Below are 15,074 nucleotides of genomic sequence, written 5' to 3'. Positions count from 1 at the left end.
ATCCGGGCGCCCCTTTCTTCACGTGGTGCGCGGGTGGTCAGCGGGCCTTCGGCCCACCGCCCTTCGGCATCCGCATGCCCTTCGGCATCGGCCCCTTGGGCAACGGCATGTTGCTCATCAGGTCGCCCAGGGCGCGCAGCCGGTCGTTGGTGGCGGTGACCTGCGGGCCGGTCAGCACGCGCGGCAGCTTCAGCATGGTCGTGCGGAGCTTCTTCAGCTCGACCTGGCCCTCGCCCGTGCCCACGACCAGGTCGTGCACCGGGACGTCCGCGACGATGCGGTTCATCTTCTTCTTCTCGGCGGCGAGCAGCGACTTCACCCGGCTCGGGTTGCCCTCGGCGACCAGCACGATGCCGGCCTTGCCGACCGCGCGGTGCACCACGTCCTGGTTGCGGTTCATCGCCACCGCGGGGGTCGTCGTCCACCCCCGGCCGATGTTGTCGAGCACCGCCGCCGCGGCACCGGGCTGGCCCTCCATCTGCCCGAAGGCGGCCCGCTCGGCCCGGCGCCCGAACACGATCGCCGTCGCGAGGAAGGCGAGCAGGAGGCCCAGGATGCCGGCATAGATGGGGTGACCGATCAAGAAACCGATCGCGAGGAAGACACCGAAGGTGACGATTCCGACTGCCGCGAGTACAAGACCGATCTTCTTGTCGGCCCTGCGGGTCATCTTGTAGGTCAGGGCGATCTGCTTCAGTCGCCCGGGATTCGCAGCGTCCGCTGCAGGTTCCTTCCTCGCCATGCCACGAAGTCTACGTGGCCCCACAAGCGCCTACGACGGCAGTGTCCGCGGGAGCTCACGGGGGAGGGGGCGGGCCTCAGGGGTGGACGGACAGGGACCGGGCGACGGACTGCTCGAGGACGCGCTGCGCCTCGACCCGGTCCTTGGCGCGACGGCGGTCCTCCAGCACGGAGGTCCAGGCGTTGCGGCGGGCGGTGCGCTGACCGCTGCTCAGCAGCAGCGTCTCGACGGCACGCAGGGCGGTGGTGAAGGACGGAATCGCGGTGGCGCGAACGGGCGCGGCCTGCATGGGTCAGGTCCCCCCTCGGGAGCGGTGTACATGCTGTGAGTCCAGCGTCACTGATTGGTGTTACCAGGGCATGACCGACCGGTCAAACACCCATGAAGCCCTGGCGGGAAGTGGTGGAACGCGGACGCGGTCCTGACATGTGCCCTCATCTGCGAGGACGGTCAGGACCGCGTCATATCGGTCGCTACCGGCGGGTAGCGACTTGTGCGCGAATTCACACGCTTGTCTCGCCCGTTGGCGGGAAGGACGGTGACGGTTCGTCAGACGGCCTGGGCCGCGATGCGCGCGTCCCGCTGCTCCATGGCCATCTGGTAGAGCCGCCCGGCGCGGTACGAGGACCGCACCAGCGGGCCCGACATCACACCGGAGAAGCCGATCTGCTCGGCCTCGTCCTTCAGCTCCACGAACTCCTGCGGCTTGACCCAGCGCTCCACCGGGTGGTGGCGCACGGAGGGCCGCAGGTACTGCGTGATGGTGACCAGCTCGCAGCCCGCGTCGTGCAGCTGCTTCAGCGCGTCGCTGACCTCCTCGCGGGTCTCGCCCATGCCGAGGATGAGGTTCGACTTGGTGACGAGGCCGTAGTCGCGGGCCTCGGTGATGACCTTCAGGGAGCGCTCGTAGCGGAAGCCGGGGCGGATCCGCTTGAAGATCCGCGGAACCGTCTCGACGTTGTGCGCGAAGACCTCCGGACGGGAGGAGAAGACCTCCTCCAGCTGCTCCGGGACCGCGTTGAAGTCGGGCGCCAGCAGCTCGACCTTCGTCCGGCCGGCCTCGCGGCCCGCCGTCTGCTGGTGGATCTGGCGGACCGTCTCCGCGTACAGCCAGGCGCCGCCGTCCTCCAGGTCGTCGCGGGCGACGCCGGTGATCGTGGCGTAGTTCAGGTCCATGGTGACCACGGACTCGCCGACGCGGCGGGGTTCGTCGCGGTCCAGCGCCTCGGGCTTGCCGGTGTCGATCTGGCAGAAGTCACAGCGCCGGGTGCACTGGTCGCCGCCGATCAGGAAGGTCGCCTCGCGGTCCTCCCAGCACTCGTAGATATTGGGGCAGCCGGCTTCCTGGCAGACCGTGTGCAGGCCCTCGCTCTTCACGAGGTTCTGCATCTTGGTGTACTCGGGGCCCATTTTCGCCCGGGTCTTGATCCACTCGGGCTTGCGCTCGATGGGGGTCTGGCTGTTGCGGACCTCCAGGCGCAGCATCTTGCGTCCGTCGGGTGCGACTGCGGACACGACCGGCTCCCTAGCGATTGATTCTTCGGCGCCCTCAAGGGTACGCCCGTTGATTTGAATGCCTGTGTGGGTGCTAGCCCGTCCAGGAGCGGCTTTATGCCGCCGTCGTCTTCTCGATCTCCCGCGGCTTCAGCTCCGCGTTCTCCAGTACGTCCCTCAGGTGGCGCTCGACGACCGGCAGGACCTCCTCGATCGTCACGTCGCGGCCCAGTTCGTTCGCCAGGGAGGCGACGCCCGCGTCGCGGATGCCGCAGGGGATGATCCGGTCGAACCACTTGTTGTCCGGGTTCACGTTGAGCGCGAAGCCGTGCATGGTGACGCCCTTGGCCACGCGGATGCCGATCGCGCCGATCTTGCGGTCCTCCCGGCGCTGACCCGCGTTGGACGGCGCGTACTCCGGGCCGTTCATGCGCGGGTCGAACTCCTCGTCGTGCAGCCGGGGGTCGAAGTCCAGGGCCAGTCCGCCGAGCGCGGGGCGCTGCCCGACCGGGTCGCCCAGCACCCACACCCCGCTGCGGCCCTCGACCCGGGTGGTCTCCAGGCCGAACTCCGCGCAGGTGCGGATCAGGGCCTCTTCGAGGCGGCGTACATGGGCCACGACGTCCACCGGGCGCGGGAGCTTCTGGATGGGGTAGCCCACCAGCTGGCCGGGGCCGTGCCAGGTGATCTTGCCGCCGCGGTCCACGTCGATGACCGGCGTGCCGTCCAGGGGCCGCTCGTTGTCCGCCGTGCGCCGTCCCGCCGTGTAGACCGGGGGGTGCTCCAGGAGCAGTACGGTGTCGGGGATCTCGTCCGCGAAGCGCGCCGCGTGCACTCGGCGCTGCTCGTCCCACGCCGCCTGGTACTCGACGGCCTCGTCACCGAACCCCATGCGGACGAACCGCAACTCACTCACGGCAAGCGCCTCCCTCGAACGGGTGTGTCAGGCACGTATCGCGCCCAAGCCACTGTACGTCCGGCCCGGACACGTCAGTCCTGGGGCCAATCCTCACACGATCGGATGAATGTCCGGGAAAATGTGTGATGGGGTGTTTACTCTCCGCTACATTCGCGCCGTCCAGCAAGCCATAAGGCCTGCTCACAGGCAATCCGGCAGATCACCCACACCGGAAGGCAGGAGACCGCACCGCACCATGACGGAACGACCCGCGCAGCGCACCCCCAACCGACAGCTCGCCGCGCTCATCGCAGAAGCGGGGTTCTCCAACGCGGGTCTCGCCCGTCGCGTGGACCAGCTCGGCCTCGAACACGGGCTCGATCTGCGATACGACAAGACATCCGTCACCCGGTGGCTGCGCGGCCAGCAGCCCAGGGGGACCACGCCCGCGCTGATCGCCGAGGTCTTCACCCGGCGCCTGGGCCGCCGCCTCACCGCCCAGGACCTCGGCCTGGACGCCTGCGCGCCCGTTTACGCGGGGCTGGAGTTCGCGTCCACCCCCGAGGAGGCCGTCGACATCGTCAGCGGGCTGTGGCGCAAGGACTCCGGCAGCCACGCCGAGCTGCGCAAGATCGCCTTCACGCCGGCCGGCCTCGTCGTGCCGAGCCGGGACTGGCTGATCGGGCGGGCCGACGAGAAGGTGGCCCGCGGTGAGCCGCCCGCCGCCCGCATCCCGGCCCAGGGGCGCGCCCTCCGGCCCTCGGCCGAGCCGGGCGTGGCGTCCCTGCCCCGCCAGCGCGGGCAGGCCGAACGCGGACCCGGTCAGAAGGTGACCGCCGGCGACATCGCCGCCCTGCGCTCGGTCGGCGAGCTGTTCCGCACCCTCGACGACGCCTACGGCGGCGGTCACGCCCGCCAGGCCCTCGTGCGCTACCTGGAGCACGAGTGCGAGCCCATGCTGCGCGGCACCTACGGCGAGCAGACCGGCCGCCGGCTGCTCGCCGCCGCCGCCGACCTGACCCGGCTCGCGGGCTGGACGTCGTACGACATCGCCGCGCACGGACTCGCCCAGCGCTACTTCGTGCAGGCGCTCCGGCTCGCCCAGGCGGCCGGGGACCGGGCGTACGGGGCGTACGTGCTGGTCACCATGAGCCGGCAGGCCGTCTACCTCGGGCACGGACGGGAGGCGGTGCAACTCGCGCGCGTGGCACAGCAGGGCGTCGGCACCTCCGCGCCGCCCGTCGTCCAGGCGCTGCTGCACGCCTCCGAGGCGCGCGGGCACGGCGTGCTCGGCGAGGTGCGGGCCTGCACGGCCGCACTGGTCCGCGCCGAGCGCGCCCTGGAGACGGCCCGGGCCGGGGACGAGGTCCCGCACTGGGCGAGGTTCTTCGACGAGGCCCAGCTCGCCGACGAGTTCGGGCACTGTCACCGGGACCTGCAACAGTTCCGCGCCGCCGCCCAGCACGCGGAACGCTCTCTCCAGCTCCGGGCCCCGTCCTACGCCCGCAGCCGCCTCTTCTGCCGTGTCGTCCTCGCCACCGCCCGCCTCGGCCTCGGCGAACTCGACCAGGCCTGCCAACTGGCCGCGGAGGCGGCGGGCCAGGCGGCGGACATGCGTTCGGTACGGGCGGTGGAGTACGTGAGGGACTTCGAGCGGCGACTGGAGCCGTACAAGGACGCGGCTCCCGTGCGGACTTACCGCGACAAGGTAGCGGCCTTGGGGTGAGGGCTTCAGGGGCGCGGGGCTGTGCCGATGTGCGGCTCCGCCGCGTGGGCGGACCAGCCCCGGCGCTCCCGCACCCGACAAACCGCCTACGCAGCCCGCGGCACTGTCGGCAGCGGATCAGCAGCATGTATCGACCGTCCCGCCCCCAGGTCCGCCAGGATCGCCGCGGACGCACGATGTCCAGAGTGCAGAGCGCCCTGGACAGTACTGGTATCCCGGTGGTCACCACACACATACAGCCCGGCGATCAACCGCACCGGCCGCCGCAGATCGTGCGGCGGCCGCATCGCCGGCACGGCCTGTGCCGTGTGATGCACGGCCAACGTCTCCCACCGAGCCGTCGACACCCCGTACAGCCGGGCCAGATGCATCCGCACAGCCGTGTCGACGTCCCCCGGCGGCCGCCCCAGCACCGTCGAGGACACCAGCGCCCGCCCCGCCGGAGCGCGGGACGGATCGACCCGGCTGACCACGGCCGTATGCGCGACCGGCCCACCCAGGTCCGCGTCGAGCAAGAGCGACGCCCCCGTCCCCGGCGGCTCGTCGGTCGTGTGGTGCACCACCGTCACCGGGTGGAAGTCGGGCACCCGCAACCCGGGCAGCAGCTCGGCCGCCGCCCTCGCGTCCGTCGCCACCAGCACCGCCCGGCAGTGGATCTCGCCGTGCTCGGCGGTCGTCACCGAGGTCGTGGAGACGGAGGTGACGCGCACGCCGGTGTGCACGGTGCCCGGCGGCAGGGTGCTCGCGAGCAGCTCCGGCAGAGCCTCGGCGCCGCCCTCCGGCAGGCACAGCCGGCCGCTCGCGAAGGCGCGCAGCGCGAGATCCGCGCACCGGCTGGACGTCGTCAGGTCCGGGTCGCACAGCAGAGCGGCGAGCAGCGGACGCAGGAAGCCGTCGATCGTCCGGGCGGGCAGCCCGCGGGCCGCCAGCGCCTCACCGGCGGGCAACTCCGGGCGGGCCAGCAGCCGTTCGGCCGGTGTGCCCGCCAGCCGGGTCAGGGCGGCACCCAGGCGGGCCTGGTCGACGGCCGTGCCGAGCGGGGCACCGGACCGGCTCCGGGGCACCGAGACCTGCCGGCCGGGCACCGCCACCGGCCTCCTGAGCGGCCTGGGCGCGGACGGCGACCGTGGGGCGCTAGCCAGAGCGCGCACCGCGTGCAGTGCGCCTCGTGCGCCCCCTGTGCCCGACTGGACGCTCACGCGATGGTGGCGTCCGTCGCCGTGCAGCAGGACCCCGGGCGTGAAGGGGCGCAGCGCGAGCCCGCCGAGGCCGGCTGTCAGCCGTAGTTCCGGGTACGCCGTGGACAGCAACTGGCCGATTCTGTCGAGCCGGAAGCCGTCGACCTTCTCCGTCGCCATGCGGCCGCCGACCCCGTGGGCGGCCTCCAGGACCATGGTGGTCACTCCTGCGCTGGTCAGCCGGTGCGCGGCCGAGAGTCCGGCGGCCCCGGCCCCCACGACGACCACGTCCGCCTGGTAAGCGGGCTCAAGCACGTGCCCCTCCTCGAGGTTGCGCGGGCGCTGGAGACGTCATGCCCTCAACAGGCCCCAGGGATACGCGAGTTCTGGTCGAGAGTAGGGCCGTGACCGGTCAGGGGGAGTCGCGCATCGACAGGGCACGGTCGCACGGCGGTCGCATATCGAGACCTTGTGGGCATGAAGTGGTCGTAGGGGCTCCGGGGCCCGTCACAACGCCGCCCGGATCGCCCCCTCGATGTCCGGGAAGGCGAACCGGAACCCCGACTCCAGCAGTCGCGTCGGCAGCACCCGGGCGCTGCCGAGCACATCGCCGGCCATCTCGCCGAGCACGGTCCGCAGTACGGGCGAGGGCACGGCGAACAGGGTCGGGCGGTGCAGCACGCGTCCCATCGCCGCCGTGATCTCACGGTTCGTCAGGGGGTTCGGGGCAGTGAGGTTGAACGGCCCGGACAGGCCGTCGGTGTCGATGAGATGCCGGATCGCGGCGACCTCGTCGTGCAGCGCGACGAACGACCAGTACTGCCGCCCGTCGCCCATCCGCCCGCCGAGCCCGGCCTGGAACAGCGGGAACAGCCGCCCCCACGCACCGCCCTTGCGGGACACGACCAGCCCGGTCCGGGTGAACACCGTGCGGACGCCGGCCTCCTGGGCGGGTGCGGTGGCGGCCTCCCACTCCACGCACAGCTCGGGCAGGAAGCCCTCGCCCGCCGGTGCGCTCTCGTCGACGGTCCGGTCCCCGGTCTCGCCGTAGTAGCCGATGGCGCTGCCGTTCACGAAGACCCGCGGCCGGTCCTTCTCGTCCAGCGAGGCGACGGCCCGGGCGAGCGCCGCCGTTCCGCTCACCCTGCTGTCGCGGATCCGCTGCTTGTAGGCGTCCGTCCAGCGGCGGTTGCCGACCCCCGCCCCGGCCAGGTTCACCACCGCGTCGCACCCGGCGAGCCCGGCCGCGTCCGCGCGCCCGCCCTCCGGGTCCCACCGGACCTCGTCCGCCGCCCGGGGCGTACGGCGCACGAGGCGCACCACCTCGTGCCCGTCCGCGGCCAGGGACCGCGCCAGGGCGCCGCCGATGAGACCGGACGCACCGGCCACTGCGATTCGTGAGCGTTCCATGGGCCCATCCTGCCCGTCGGCGCCATAAATCCGGCGTACGGCGACGGCTCCCACCGTAGGGTGACGCCATGTCCGAGCCCCGCGAACTCCGCGTCCGCACCGCCGTGCCCGATGACGGCGAAGGCCTGGCCCTGCTGGACCGCCTCGCGTGGTCGCACCTGCACGCCGTGGTGCCCCGGCCGCAGCCGCCGTACCCGCCGTTCTTCGGCGAGCGGCACACCCCCGGGGACTGCCTGGTCGCCGAACTCGGTGGCCGCCTGGCGGGATACGTACTGCTCGGCTTCCCGACGCCGGCCGCCTCGAACCGGCACGTCCGCCAGATCCAGGGCCTCGCCGTCGCGGAGGAGGCGCGCGGCCGGGGGGTCGGGCGGGAGCTGGTCCGGGCCGCCGTCGGCGAGGCCCGCCGGCACGGTGCCCGCCGCCTCACCCTGCGCGTCCTCGCCCACAACACCCCGGCCCGGGGGCTCTACGAGGCCGAGGGATTCGTGGTGGAGGGGATCCTGCCCGAGGAGTTCCTGCTCGACGGGACGTACGTCGACGACGTGCTGATGGGGCGCTCCCTCTGAGCCGGGGCTCCTACGACTCGGCCAGCTCGCCCGTGTCCACCGGCGCCGTCGCGTTCGCCGCGCGCTCGGCGTCGGAGGAGACCTCGGCCGCCGTCAGCACGTAGCCCGTCTCGGCGTCCGAGGTGGAGCGGGCGAAGACCACGCCGTAGACCCGGCCGTCCGTGGTGAGGAGGGGGCCGCCGGAGTTGCCGGGGCGGACGGTGGAGCGGATCGAGTAGATCTCGCGGGTGACCGTGTCGTCGTTGTAGATGTTCTGGCCCGTCGCCTGGACCCGGTTCGCGACCGTCGCCGCCTGGAGGTTCAGGTCGCCGTCCTGCGGATAGCCCGCGACGACCGCCGAGTCGCCGCGCCGGGCCTCGTCGTCGAACCGCAGCACGGGCGCCCTGAGACCTGGCACGTACAGCACGGCCACGTCCTTCTGCGGGTCGAAGAGCACCACCCGCGCCTCGTACGCCCGCCCGACGCCGCCGATCTGCACGGTCGGCTCGTCGATGCCCGCCACGACGTGGGCGTTGGTCATCACGTGCTCCCGCGCGTACACGAACCCGCTGCCCTCGCGGCCCTGGGTGCCCGCGACGCCCTCGACCTTGACCGTGCTCAGCTTGGCGGCGCTCGTCGCGGCCGCTGTGACGCTGTCGCCCGAGGGCCTGGCGACCTCGGCCGTCGACTCGTTCTCGAACGGGTTGAAGACCTGCGGGAATCCCGCCTGGGTCAGCGCGGACGTGGCCTCCGAGAACCAGGCCGGAGTCGTGTCCGGCATCGTCCGCTGCACCGCGCCGAGCAGCCGCGAGTCCCGGATCGCCGAGGTGACCAGCGGCGACGAGGAGGCGCCCAGGACGCTCGCGGCCACCCACGCCACGATCAGGACCGCGACCGAGTTGGCCACCGCCCCGCCGATCCCGTCCGCCACGCGGAGCGGCCCCCGGTCCAGCTCCCGCCGCAGCCTCAGCGCGAGGCGCCCCGCCAGCTCGTGCCCCACCACCGCCGGGAGCAGCACCGTGAGCACCGCAGTCACCGTCGCGCGCGTCGTACCCGGCGGCACCAGGTCCATCACCCACGGCAGGATCCACACACCGACGACCGCACCGCCCACGAAGCCCGCCAGCGACACACAGCCGGCCACCAGTCCCCGCCTGTAGCCGGATGCCGCATAGGCCAGGACGACCAGCAACAGCAGGATGTCGAGCAGGTCCACGCACGCCTTCTTTCTCTCGGAACCCCCTTGGAGGGTGTTTGAAAGCGCCCCTAAGTACGTGGGGGACGGGTCCGGTGATCAGTCACACCCGCGTGGATGATCAGAACCGGCCACGCGCGCGTGCACTCGGAAAAACGTCGCGGACCGTGACGATGGTTCCACCGGGTGGCACATCACACATCGCGGACGGACCGGATCAGGCCGACAGTGGGATCATGCGTGTCTTCCGAAGACGGCTCTTCCGAAGACGGCGGGGCGCGCGCGGGCACCGCGCCGCCGGGGCACCCGGCATAGCCGGACTGCCGCGCGCGGCCCGCGTGCTGCTCGGCTGCCTGCCGGGCGTCGCCGCCGTCATGGCGCTGGTGCTGTGCGCCTACGGCGTCGAGCACGCCGCCGAGACCAGCGCCCGCCCGGCCACGCACCGCCCCGCCGCCACGCCCCACGCGGCCCCGCGCCCGCACATCGTGCCGAGATCGCAGTGGCTGGGCGACGCCGCCCGCAAGCAGCCGCGCCCGCGCTACGACGACCGGGTCGTCGCCGTCTTCGTCCACCACACCGACTCGCCCAACGGCTACGACTGCGCCGACGCGCCTCGCATCCTCCGGGACCTGTACACCGGCCAGACCGGGACCCGTGACTGGGACGACATCGGCTACAACTTCGTCGTCGACCGCTGCGGCACCGTCTACGAGGGCCGCGCCGGAGGCGTCGAGCGGGCCGTCACCGGCGCCCACACCCAGGGCTTCAACCACCGCACCACCGGCGTCGCCGCCCTCGGCACCTTCACCGCGGGCCTGCCCGTGCCCCGGGCGATGCTCCACGCCATCGCCGCGCTGTCCGCCTGGAAGCTGGGCCTGACCGGCACCGACCCGCGCGCGAGCGTCCGCCTGGTCTCCAGCAACGGCCTGAGCCGGTACGCGGCGGGCACCACCGCCGAGCTGCCCGCCCTCGCCGGCCACAACGACGGCTACATGACCAGCTGCCCGGGCGCCGCCCTGCACGCCCGGCTGCCGGAGATCAGGCAGCTGGCGGCCCGGTTGCAGGGCCGGCCGGCGGGTCCACAGGACGGCCACAGCCGGCGCGCAGCGTCCTCAGATCCCGGCGTCCTACGGTCACCACCACAGGCAGCCGACCGGAGGTGGGGACCATGAACAACGATCGTACGAGGAGCCCGGGGATCCGAGCGGGGGTCGCACGCGCTCCCTGGGCGGTGCTCTGCGCGGTCGCGACGGTCGTCCTGGGCCCGGCCGCGGCCACCGCGTCCGCCCTCGACCAGGCCAACGCCGCCCCGCTGTACCACGCGGTCGTGGCCGACCGGACGCACGCGTACCTGCCGTCCGACACAAGCCGCCGACGGGTCGCCTGATCAGCCCCTGAAGCGCTGCCACAGCCGCGGATAGCGCTCGGCGAGCAGGCCCTCGTCGTCGAAGTCCAGCGGGGTTCCCTCCGGTTCCGAGGGCGCGGGCGGGATCCCCGGGTCGGGGGCGACCGTGCCGGTGAGCTGCTCGTAGGCCTCGTCCGCCGCGTAGCCGAGCTCCTCGCCGTCGCCGTCGATCTCCTCGTCGAAGTCGTCCAGCAGCTCGGCGAGCGAGTCCGGGTCGTGCACGGCGCCCTCGAAGACATGGCGGCCCTGGCCGATCAGCCAGCACCGGAAGAAGTCGAAGGCGTCGTCGCTCGCCCCGTCGAGCAGCACCCAGGCGGCGCCCCACAGGTCCCAGCGGTAGGCACGGTTGTAGCGGGACTCGAAGTGCCGGGCGAAGTCCAGGACCGAGTCCGGGTCCAGCTGCGCGAGCCGCTCCACCAGCAGGTCGGCCTGCTCCTCCGGGTCGCCCTCGGCGGCCTCCCGGGCGTCGTCGACCAGCTCCCAGAACTCCGTCTCGTCCATCACGGGTCCAGCATCGGCCCTGGGGCACAGGGGCGCACCCGGAGTGCGCGGGATCGTTATACGCCGTCCCGGGGGTGGTACAGCCCGGCCAGCCGCAGCGCGTCCCCCGCGAACCGCTCGCGCAGGCTCCCGGGCGCCAGTACCTCCACCTCCGGGCCCAGCGCCGTCAGCTGGGTGTGGGCGACCTCCTCGGACTCCACCGGAAGGGCCACCGTCACCCAGCCGTCGCCGTCCGGGGCGCCCGCGTCCGCCAGGGCCTCGCGGGCGGACAGCGAGTCGAGCGCGTACGGCAGTCTGCGCACGCCGTCGGGGGAGAGCCGGACCACGACCCGGGTCCGCAGGAGGGACCGCGCGAACTGTTCCGCGCGCTCCTCCCAGAAGGCCGGCAGGTCGAACTCCGGCTCCCGCTCGAAGCGCTCCCCGGCCGTGTCCACCGCCGTGAACCGGTCGATCCGGTACACCCGGAAGGACCCGCCCCCGGCCACCCGTGCGCACAGGTACCAGACGCCCGCCTTCAGCACGAGCCCGTACGGCTCCAGCTCCCGGACGACCTCGTCCTCCCCGCGCCGGTAGCGCGCGGTGATCCGCCGGTCGTCCCACACCGCGTCGGCGACGGCCGGCAGCAGGGCGGGCGTCTTCGGCTCCTTGAACCAGCTCGGCGCGTCCAGGTGGAACCGCTGCGCCGCCGTCCTCGACGCGTCCCGCAAGGAGGGCAGCAGAGCGGCCGACACCTTCAGCCGGGCCGCCGAGGCGGCGTCCTCCAGGCCCATCTCGCGCAGTGCCCCCGGCACCCCGGACAGGAACAGCGCCTCGGCCTCGCTGCGGTGCAGCCCGGTCAGCCGCGTCCGGTACCCGCCGACCAGCCGGTACCCGCCGGCCCGCCCCCGGTCCGCGTACACCGGCACCCCCGCCTCCGACAGCGCCTGGGCGTCCCGCGTCACGGTCCGCTCCGACACCTCCAGCTCACGGGCGAGCTCGGCGGCCGTCATGGAGGGCCGGGACTGGAGCAGCAGCACCATCTTGATGAGCCGGGCAGCGCGCATGCAGCACATCATGCAGGAGGAGGCCCCCGCCGCAGCGGGGGCCTCCTGCCGAACAGCCCTTACAGGCCGTACTTCGCGCGCGCTTCCTTCACGGCCGTCGCCTTGACCTCGCCGCGCTTGGCGAGCTGGGCCAGGGCCGCGACGACGATCGACTCGGCGTCCACGCCGAAGTGGCGGCGGGCCGCCTCACGGGTGTCCGACAGACCGAAGCCGTCGGCGCCCAGCGAGGACCAGTCCTGCTCGACCCACTGCGCGATCTGGTCCGGGACCTGACGCATGTAGTCCGACACCGCCAGCACCGGGCCCTCGGCGCCCTGGAGCGCCTGCCGTACGAACGGCACCCGCTCCTCGCCGCGCAAGCCAGCCTCGTCCGCCTCCAGCGCGTCCCGGCGCAGCTCGCTCCACGAGGTCGCCGACCAGACGTCGGCCGCCACGCCCCACTCCTCGGCGAGCAACTGCTGCGCCTTGAGCGCCCAGTGGATCGCCGTACCGGAGCCGAGCAGCTGGATCCGCGGGGCGTCGGCGGGAGGCGTGATGCCCGCCGACTCCGCCGTGTTGAAGCGGTACAGGCCCTTGACGATGCCCTCGTCGATGCCCTCGACGGACGGCTTCGCGGGCTGCGGCAGCGGCTCGTTGTAGACGGTCAGGTAGTAGAAGACGTTCTGGTCCTCGCCCGGGGCCGCCTCGCCGTACATCCGGCGCAGACCCTCCTTGACGATGGCCGCGACCTCGTACGCGAACGCCGGGTCGTACGTCAGCGCCGCCGGGTTGGTCGCGGCGATGACGGGGGAGTGGCCGTCGGCGTGCTGGAGGCCCTCACCGGTCAGCGTCGTACGGCCCGCCGTGGCGCCCACGAGGAAGCCGCGGCCGAGCTGGTCGCCGAGCTGCCACATCTGGTCGGCCGTGCGCTGCCAGCCGAACATCGAGTAGAAGATGTAGAACGGGATCATCGTCTCGCCGTGCGTCGCGTACGACGTCGAAGCGGCGATGAAGTCGGCCATCGAACCGGCCTCGGTGATCCCCTCGTTGAGGATCTGCCCGTTGCGGGCCTCCTTGTAGTACATCAGCTGGTCGCGGTCGACCGGCTCGTACGTCTGGCCCTTGGGCGAGTAGATGCCCAGGGACGGGAAGAGGCTCTCCATGCCGAAGGTGCGCGCCTCGTCCGGGACGATCGGCACCCAGCGCTTGCCGGTCTCCTTGTCGCGGACCAGGTCCTTCACCAGGCGGACGAACGCCATGGTGGTGGCCACGTTCTGCGAGCCGGAGCCCTTGTCGAAGGAGGCGAACGCCTTCTCCGCCGGGGCGGGCAGCGGCGCCACCGGGTGGACACGGCGGGCCGGGGCCGGACCGCCGAGGGCGGCACGCCGCTCCTGGAGGTAGCGGACCTCGGGGGAGTCGGCGCCCGGGTGGCCGTAGGGCACCACGCCGTCGACGAAGTCGCTGTCCTTGATCGGTAGTCCGAGCAGGTCGCGCATGTTCTTGAACTCGTCCACCGTCAGCTTCTTCATCTGGTGGTTGGCGTTCTTCGACGCGAAGCCCTCGCCGAGGGTGTGGCCCTTGACCGTCTGGGCCAGGATCACGGTCGGCGCGCCCTTGTGCTCGACGGCCGCCTTGTACGCGGCGTAGACCTTGCGCGCCTCGTGACCGCCGCGCGACAGGTGGAAGCACTCGAGGATCTTGTCGTCGCTCAGCAGCTTCGCCATCTCCGCCAGCGCCGGGTCGCCGCCGAAGAAGTCCTGGCGGATGTAGGCCGCGTCGCGGGTCTGGTACGTCTGGATCTGCGCGTCGGGCACCTGGCGCAGGCGGCGTACGAGCGCGCCCGTGGTGTCCAGCTGGAACAGCTCGTCCCAGGCCGTGCCCCACAGCGTCTTGATGACGTTCCAGCCGGCACCGCGGAACTGGGCCTCCAGCTCCTGCACGATCTTGAAGTTGGCGCGGACCGGGCCGTCGAGGCGCTGCAGGTTGCAGTTGATGACGAACGTGAGGTTGTCCAGCTCCTCACGGGCCGCGAGCGCCAGGGCCGCCGTCGACTCGGGCTCGTCCATCTCGCCGTCGCCGAGGAACGCCCACACGTGCGAGGCGGAGGTGTCCTTGATGCCGCGGTTGGTGAGATAGCGGTTGAAGCGCGCCTGGTAGATGGCGGAGAGCGGGCCCAGACCCATGGAGACGGTCGGGAACTCCCACAGCCAGGGCAGCCGGCGCGGGTGCGGGTAGGAGGGCAGGCCGTTGCCGCCCGACTCGCGGCGGAAGTTGTCGAGCTGCTCCTCGGTCAGACGGCCGTCGAGGAACGCGCGGGCGTAGATGCCGGGGGAGGCGTGGCCCTGGATGTAGAGCTGGTCGCCGGAGCCGTCGGCCTCTTTGCCTTTGAAGAAGTGGTTGAAGCCGGTCTCGTACAGCCAGGCGGCGGAGGCGAAGGTGGCGATGTGGCCGCCGACGCCGTACTTGCTGCCGCGGGTGACCATCGCGGCCGCGTTCCAGCGGTTCCACGCGGTGATCCGCTGCTCCATCGCCTCGTCACCGGGCACCTCGGGCTCGGCGGCGGTGGGGATGGAGTTGACGTAGTCGGTCTCCAGGAGCTTCGGCAGCGCGATGCCGGCGCCCTCGGCGCGCTCCAGCGTGCGCCGCATCAGGTATGCGGCACGGTGCGGCCCGGCCGCCGTGGCGACCGCGTCCAGGGAGGCCTGCCATTCGGCGGTCTCCTCGGGGTCCCGGTCCGGGAGCTGGTCGAGCTCGCTCGGCTGGATGGCGTTGGGGTCGGTCATGTCGCCGCCTTCCTCAGTCGAAGGGGGTTCCCTCATCGGTAAGGGTTCGGGGGTGCCCTTTGTCTTTGGCAGGACAGGGCGTGAGGCTCGGGTGCAAGCCCGTCGGCGACTGTAACTCGCTGATCGATGATCGATCAAAGGGTTGAGAGGCAAAACCTCTTGATCACGAGAAAGT

The 15,074-nt window shown here is 72.3% G+C and carries 14 protein-coding genes; 4 read left to right on the top strand and 10 right to left on the bottom strand.

Annotated elements, in window-relative coordinates; all coding sequences use genetic code 11:
• Nucleotides 1-37: 37 nt before the first annotated feature.
• From HDA41_RS11110 to lipB, 4 genes are all read right to left on the bottom strand, one after another.
• Nucleotides 38-742 carry a DUF4191 domain-containing protein gene (locus HDA41_RS11110; RefSeq protein ID WP_184983022.1) on the bottom strand — a complete coding sequence of 235 codons (705 nt, stop codon included), beginning with the start codon at nt 740-742 and terminating at the stop codon, nt 38-40.
• Between the two features lie 76 nt (nt 743-818).
• Nucleotides 819-1,031, bottom strand: a complete 213-nt coding sequence (locus HDA41_RS11105; RefSeq protein ID WP_184983020.1) for an SCO2195 family GlnR-regulated protein — start codon at nt 1,029-1,031, stop codon at nt 819-821.
• Nucleotides 1,032-1,291: 260 nt separating this feature from the next.
• Nucleotides 1,292-2,257 carry a lipoyl synthase gene (gene lipA / locus HDA41_RS11100; RefSeq protein WP_184983018.1) on the bottom strand — a complete coding sequence of 322 codons (966 nt, stop codon included), beginning with the start codon at nt 2,255-2,257 and terminating at the stop codon, nt 1,292-1,294.
• Nucleotides 2,258-2,351: 94 nt separating this feature from the next.
• Entirely contained in the window at nt 2,352-3,152 is an 801-nt protein-coding gene (gene lipB / locus HDA41_RS11095; RefSeq protein WP_184983015.1) for a lipoyl(octanoyl) transferase LipB, read from the bottom strand.
• A gap of 238 nt (nt 3,153-3,390) precedes the next feature.
• On the opposite strand from lipB, the gene HDA41_RS11090 reads away from it, so the two are divergent.
• Complete coding sequence (locus HDA41_RS11090; protein ID WP_184983013.1) at nt 3,391-4,860, top strand: NsdA family TPR-like regulatory protein; 1,470 nt, start codon at nt 3,391-3,393, stop codon at nt 4,858-4,860.
• 86 nt (nt 4,861-4,946) lie between these two features.
• On the opposite strand, the gene HDA41_RS11085 is transcribed toward HDA41_RS11090, so the two are convergent.
• Together HDA41_RS11085 and HDA41_RS11080 are read right to left on the bottom strand one after the other, a co-directional pair.
• On the bottom strand, nt 4,947-6,353 hold the full coding sequence (locus tag HDA41_RS11085) for an NAD(P)/FAD-dependent oxidoreductase (RefSeq protein WP_184983011.1): 1,407 nt from the start codon (nt 6,351-6,353) through the stop codon (nt 4,947-4,949).
• A 192-nt stretch (nt 6,354-6,545) separates the two neighbouring features.
• Nucleotides 6,546-7,448 (bottom strand): TIGR01777 family oxidoreductase, encoded by a 903-nt coding sequence (locus HDA41_RS11080; RefSeq protein WP_184983010.1) that lies wholly within the window; start codon nt 7,446-7,448, stop codon nt 6,546-6,548.
• A 68-nt stretch (nt 7,449-7,516) separates the two neighbouring features.
• Between HDA41_RS11080 and HDA41_RS11075 the strand changes: the two genes are divergently transcribed.
• The gene (locus HDA41_RS11075) at nt 7,517-8,014 is read left to right on the top strand and encodes a GNAT family N-acetyltransferase (protein ID WP_184983008.1); all 498 of its coding nucleotides are present in this window, start codon (nt 7,517-7,519) and stop codon (nt 8,012-8,014) included.
• A 10-nt stretch (nt 8,015-8,024) separates the two neighbouring features.
• Here HDA41_RS11075 and HDA41_RS11070 read toward each other — a convergent pair whose 3' ends face one another.
• A complete protein-coding gene (locus HDA41_RS11070) occupies nt 8,025-9,209 on the bottom strand; it encodes a MarP family serine protease (RefSeq protein ID WP_184983006.1) in 1,185 nt (394 codons plus the stop codon).
• A gap of 215 nt (nt 9,210-9,424) precedes the next feature.
• On the opposite strand from HDA41_RS11070, the gene HDA41_RS11065 reads away from it, so the two are divergent.
• On the top strand, nt 9,425-10,360 hold the full coding sequence (locus HDA41_RS11065; protein WP_230299389.1) for a peptidoglycan recognition protein family protein: 936 nt from the start codon (nt 9,425-9,427) through the stop codon (nt 10,358-10,360).
• Nucleotides 10,357-10,575, top strand: coding sequence for a hypothetical protein (locus HDA41_RS11060; RefSeq protein WP_184983004.1), 219 nt, complete (start codon nt 10,357-10,359; stop codon nt 10,573-10,575). Before HDA41_RS11065 ends, HDA41_RS11060 begins: the two co-directional genes overlap by 4 nt.
• On the opposite strand, the gene HDA41_RS11055 is transcribed toward HDA41_RS11060, so the two are convergent.
• The 3 genes from HDA41_RS11055 to aceE are packed head-to-tail and all read right to left on the bottom strand — an operon-like array spanning nt 10,576 to nt 14,899.
• Nucleotides 10,576-11,094 (bottom strand): DUF4240 domain-containing protein, encoded by a 519-nt coding sequence (locus HDA41_RS11055; RefSeq protein ID WP_184993307.1) that lies wholly within the window; start codon nt 11,092-11,094, stop codon nt 10,576-10,578.
• 56 nt (nt 11,095-11,150) lie between these two features.
• Nucleotides 11,151-12,137: a helix-turn-helix transcriptional regulator gene (locus HDA41_RS11050; protein ID WP_184983002.1), complete on the bottom strand. Its 987-nt coding sequence runs from the start codon at nt 12,135-12,137 to the stop codon at nt 11,151-11,153.
• Nucleotides 12,138-12,196: 59 nt separating this feature from the next.
• The gene (gene aceE, locus HDA41_RS11045; RefSeq protein ID WP_184983000.1) at nt 12,197-14,899 is read right to left on the bottom strand and encodes a pyruvate dehydrogenase (acetyl-transferring), homodimeric type; all 2,703 of its coding nucleotides are present in this window, start codon (nt 14,897-14,899) and stop codon (nt 12,197-12,199) included.
• Nucleotides 14,900-15,074 lie beyond the last annotated feature (175 nt).

The organism is Streptomyces caelestis, assembly GCF_014205255.1.
Taxonomy (GTDB): Bacteria; Actinomycetota; Actinomycetes; order Streptomycetales; family Streptomycetaceae; genus Streptomyces; species Streptomyces caelestis.
This window is presented reverse-complemented; position numbering and strand designations above follow the sequence as displayed.

Bases quoted from the DNA above. Each gene is read 5' to 3' on its own strand.
- HDA41_RS11075 (WP_184983008.1), top strand. From the start codon at position 7,517: ATGTCCGAGCCCCGCGAACTCCGCGTCCGCACCGCCGTGCCCGATGAC.
- HDA41_RS11105 (WP_184983020.1), bottom strand. From the start codon at position 1,031: ATGCAGGCCGCGCCCGTTCGCGCCACCGCGATTCCGTCCTTCACCACC.
- HDA41_RS11080 (WP_184983010.1), bottom strand. From the start codon at position 7,448: ATGGAACGCTCACGAATCGCAGTGGCCGGTGCGTCCGGTCTCATCGGC.
- HDA41_RS11065 (WP_230299389.1), top strand. From the start codon at position 9,425: ATGCGTGTCTTCCGAAGACGGCTCTTCCGAAGACGGCGGGGCGCGCGC.
- aceE (WP_184983000.1), bottom strand. From the start codon at position 14,899: ATGACCGACCCCAACGCCATCCAGCCGAGCGAGCTCGACCAGCTCCCG.
- HDA41_RS11110 (WP_184983022.1), bottom strand. From the start codon at position 742: ATGGCGAGGAAGGAACCTGCAGCGGACGCTGCGAATCCCGGGCGACTG.
- HDA41_RS11055 (WP_184993307.1), bottom strand. From the start codon at position 11,094: ATGGACGAGACGGAGTTCTGGGAGCTGGTCGACGACGCCCGGGAGGCC.
- HDA41_RS11060 (WP_184983004.1), top strand. From the start codon at position 10,357: ATGAACAACGATCGTACGAGGAGCCCGGGGATCCGAGCGGGGGTCGCA.
- HDA41_RS11090 (WP_184983013.1), top strand. From the start codon at position 3,391: ATGACGGAACGACCCGCGCAGCGCACCCCCAACCGACAGCTCGCCGCG.
- HDA41_RS11050 (WP_184983002.1), bottom strand. From the start codon at position 12,137: ATGCGCGCTGCCCGGCTCATCAAGATGGTGCTGCTGCTCCAGTCCCGG.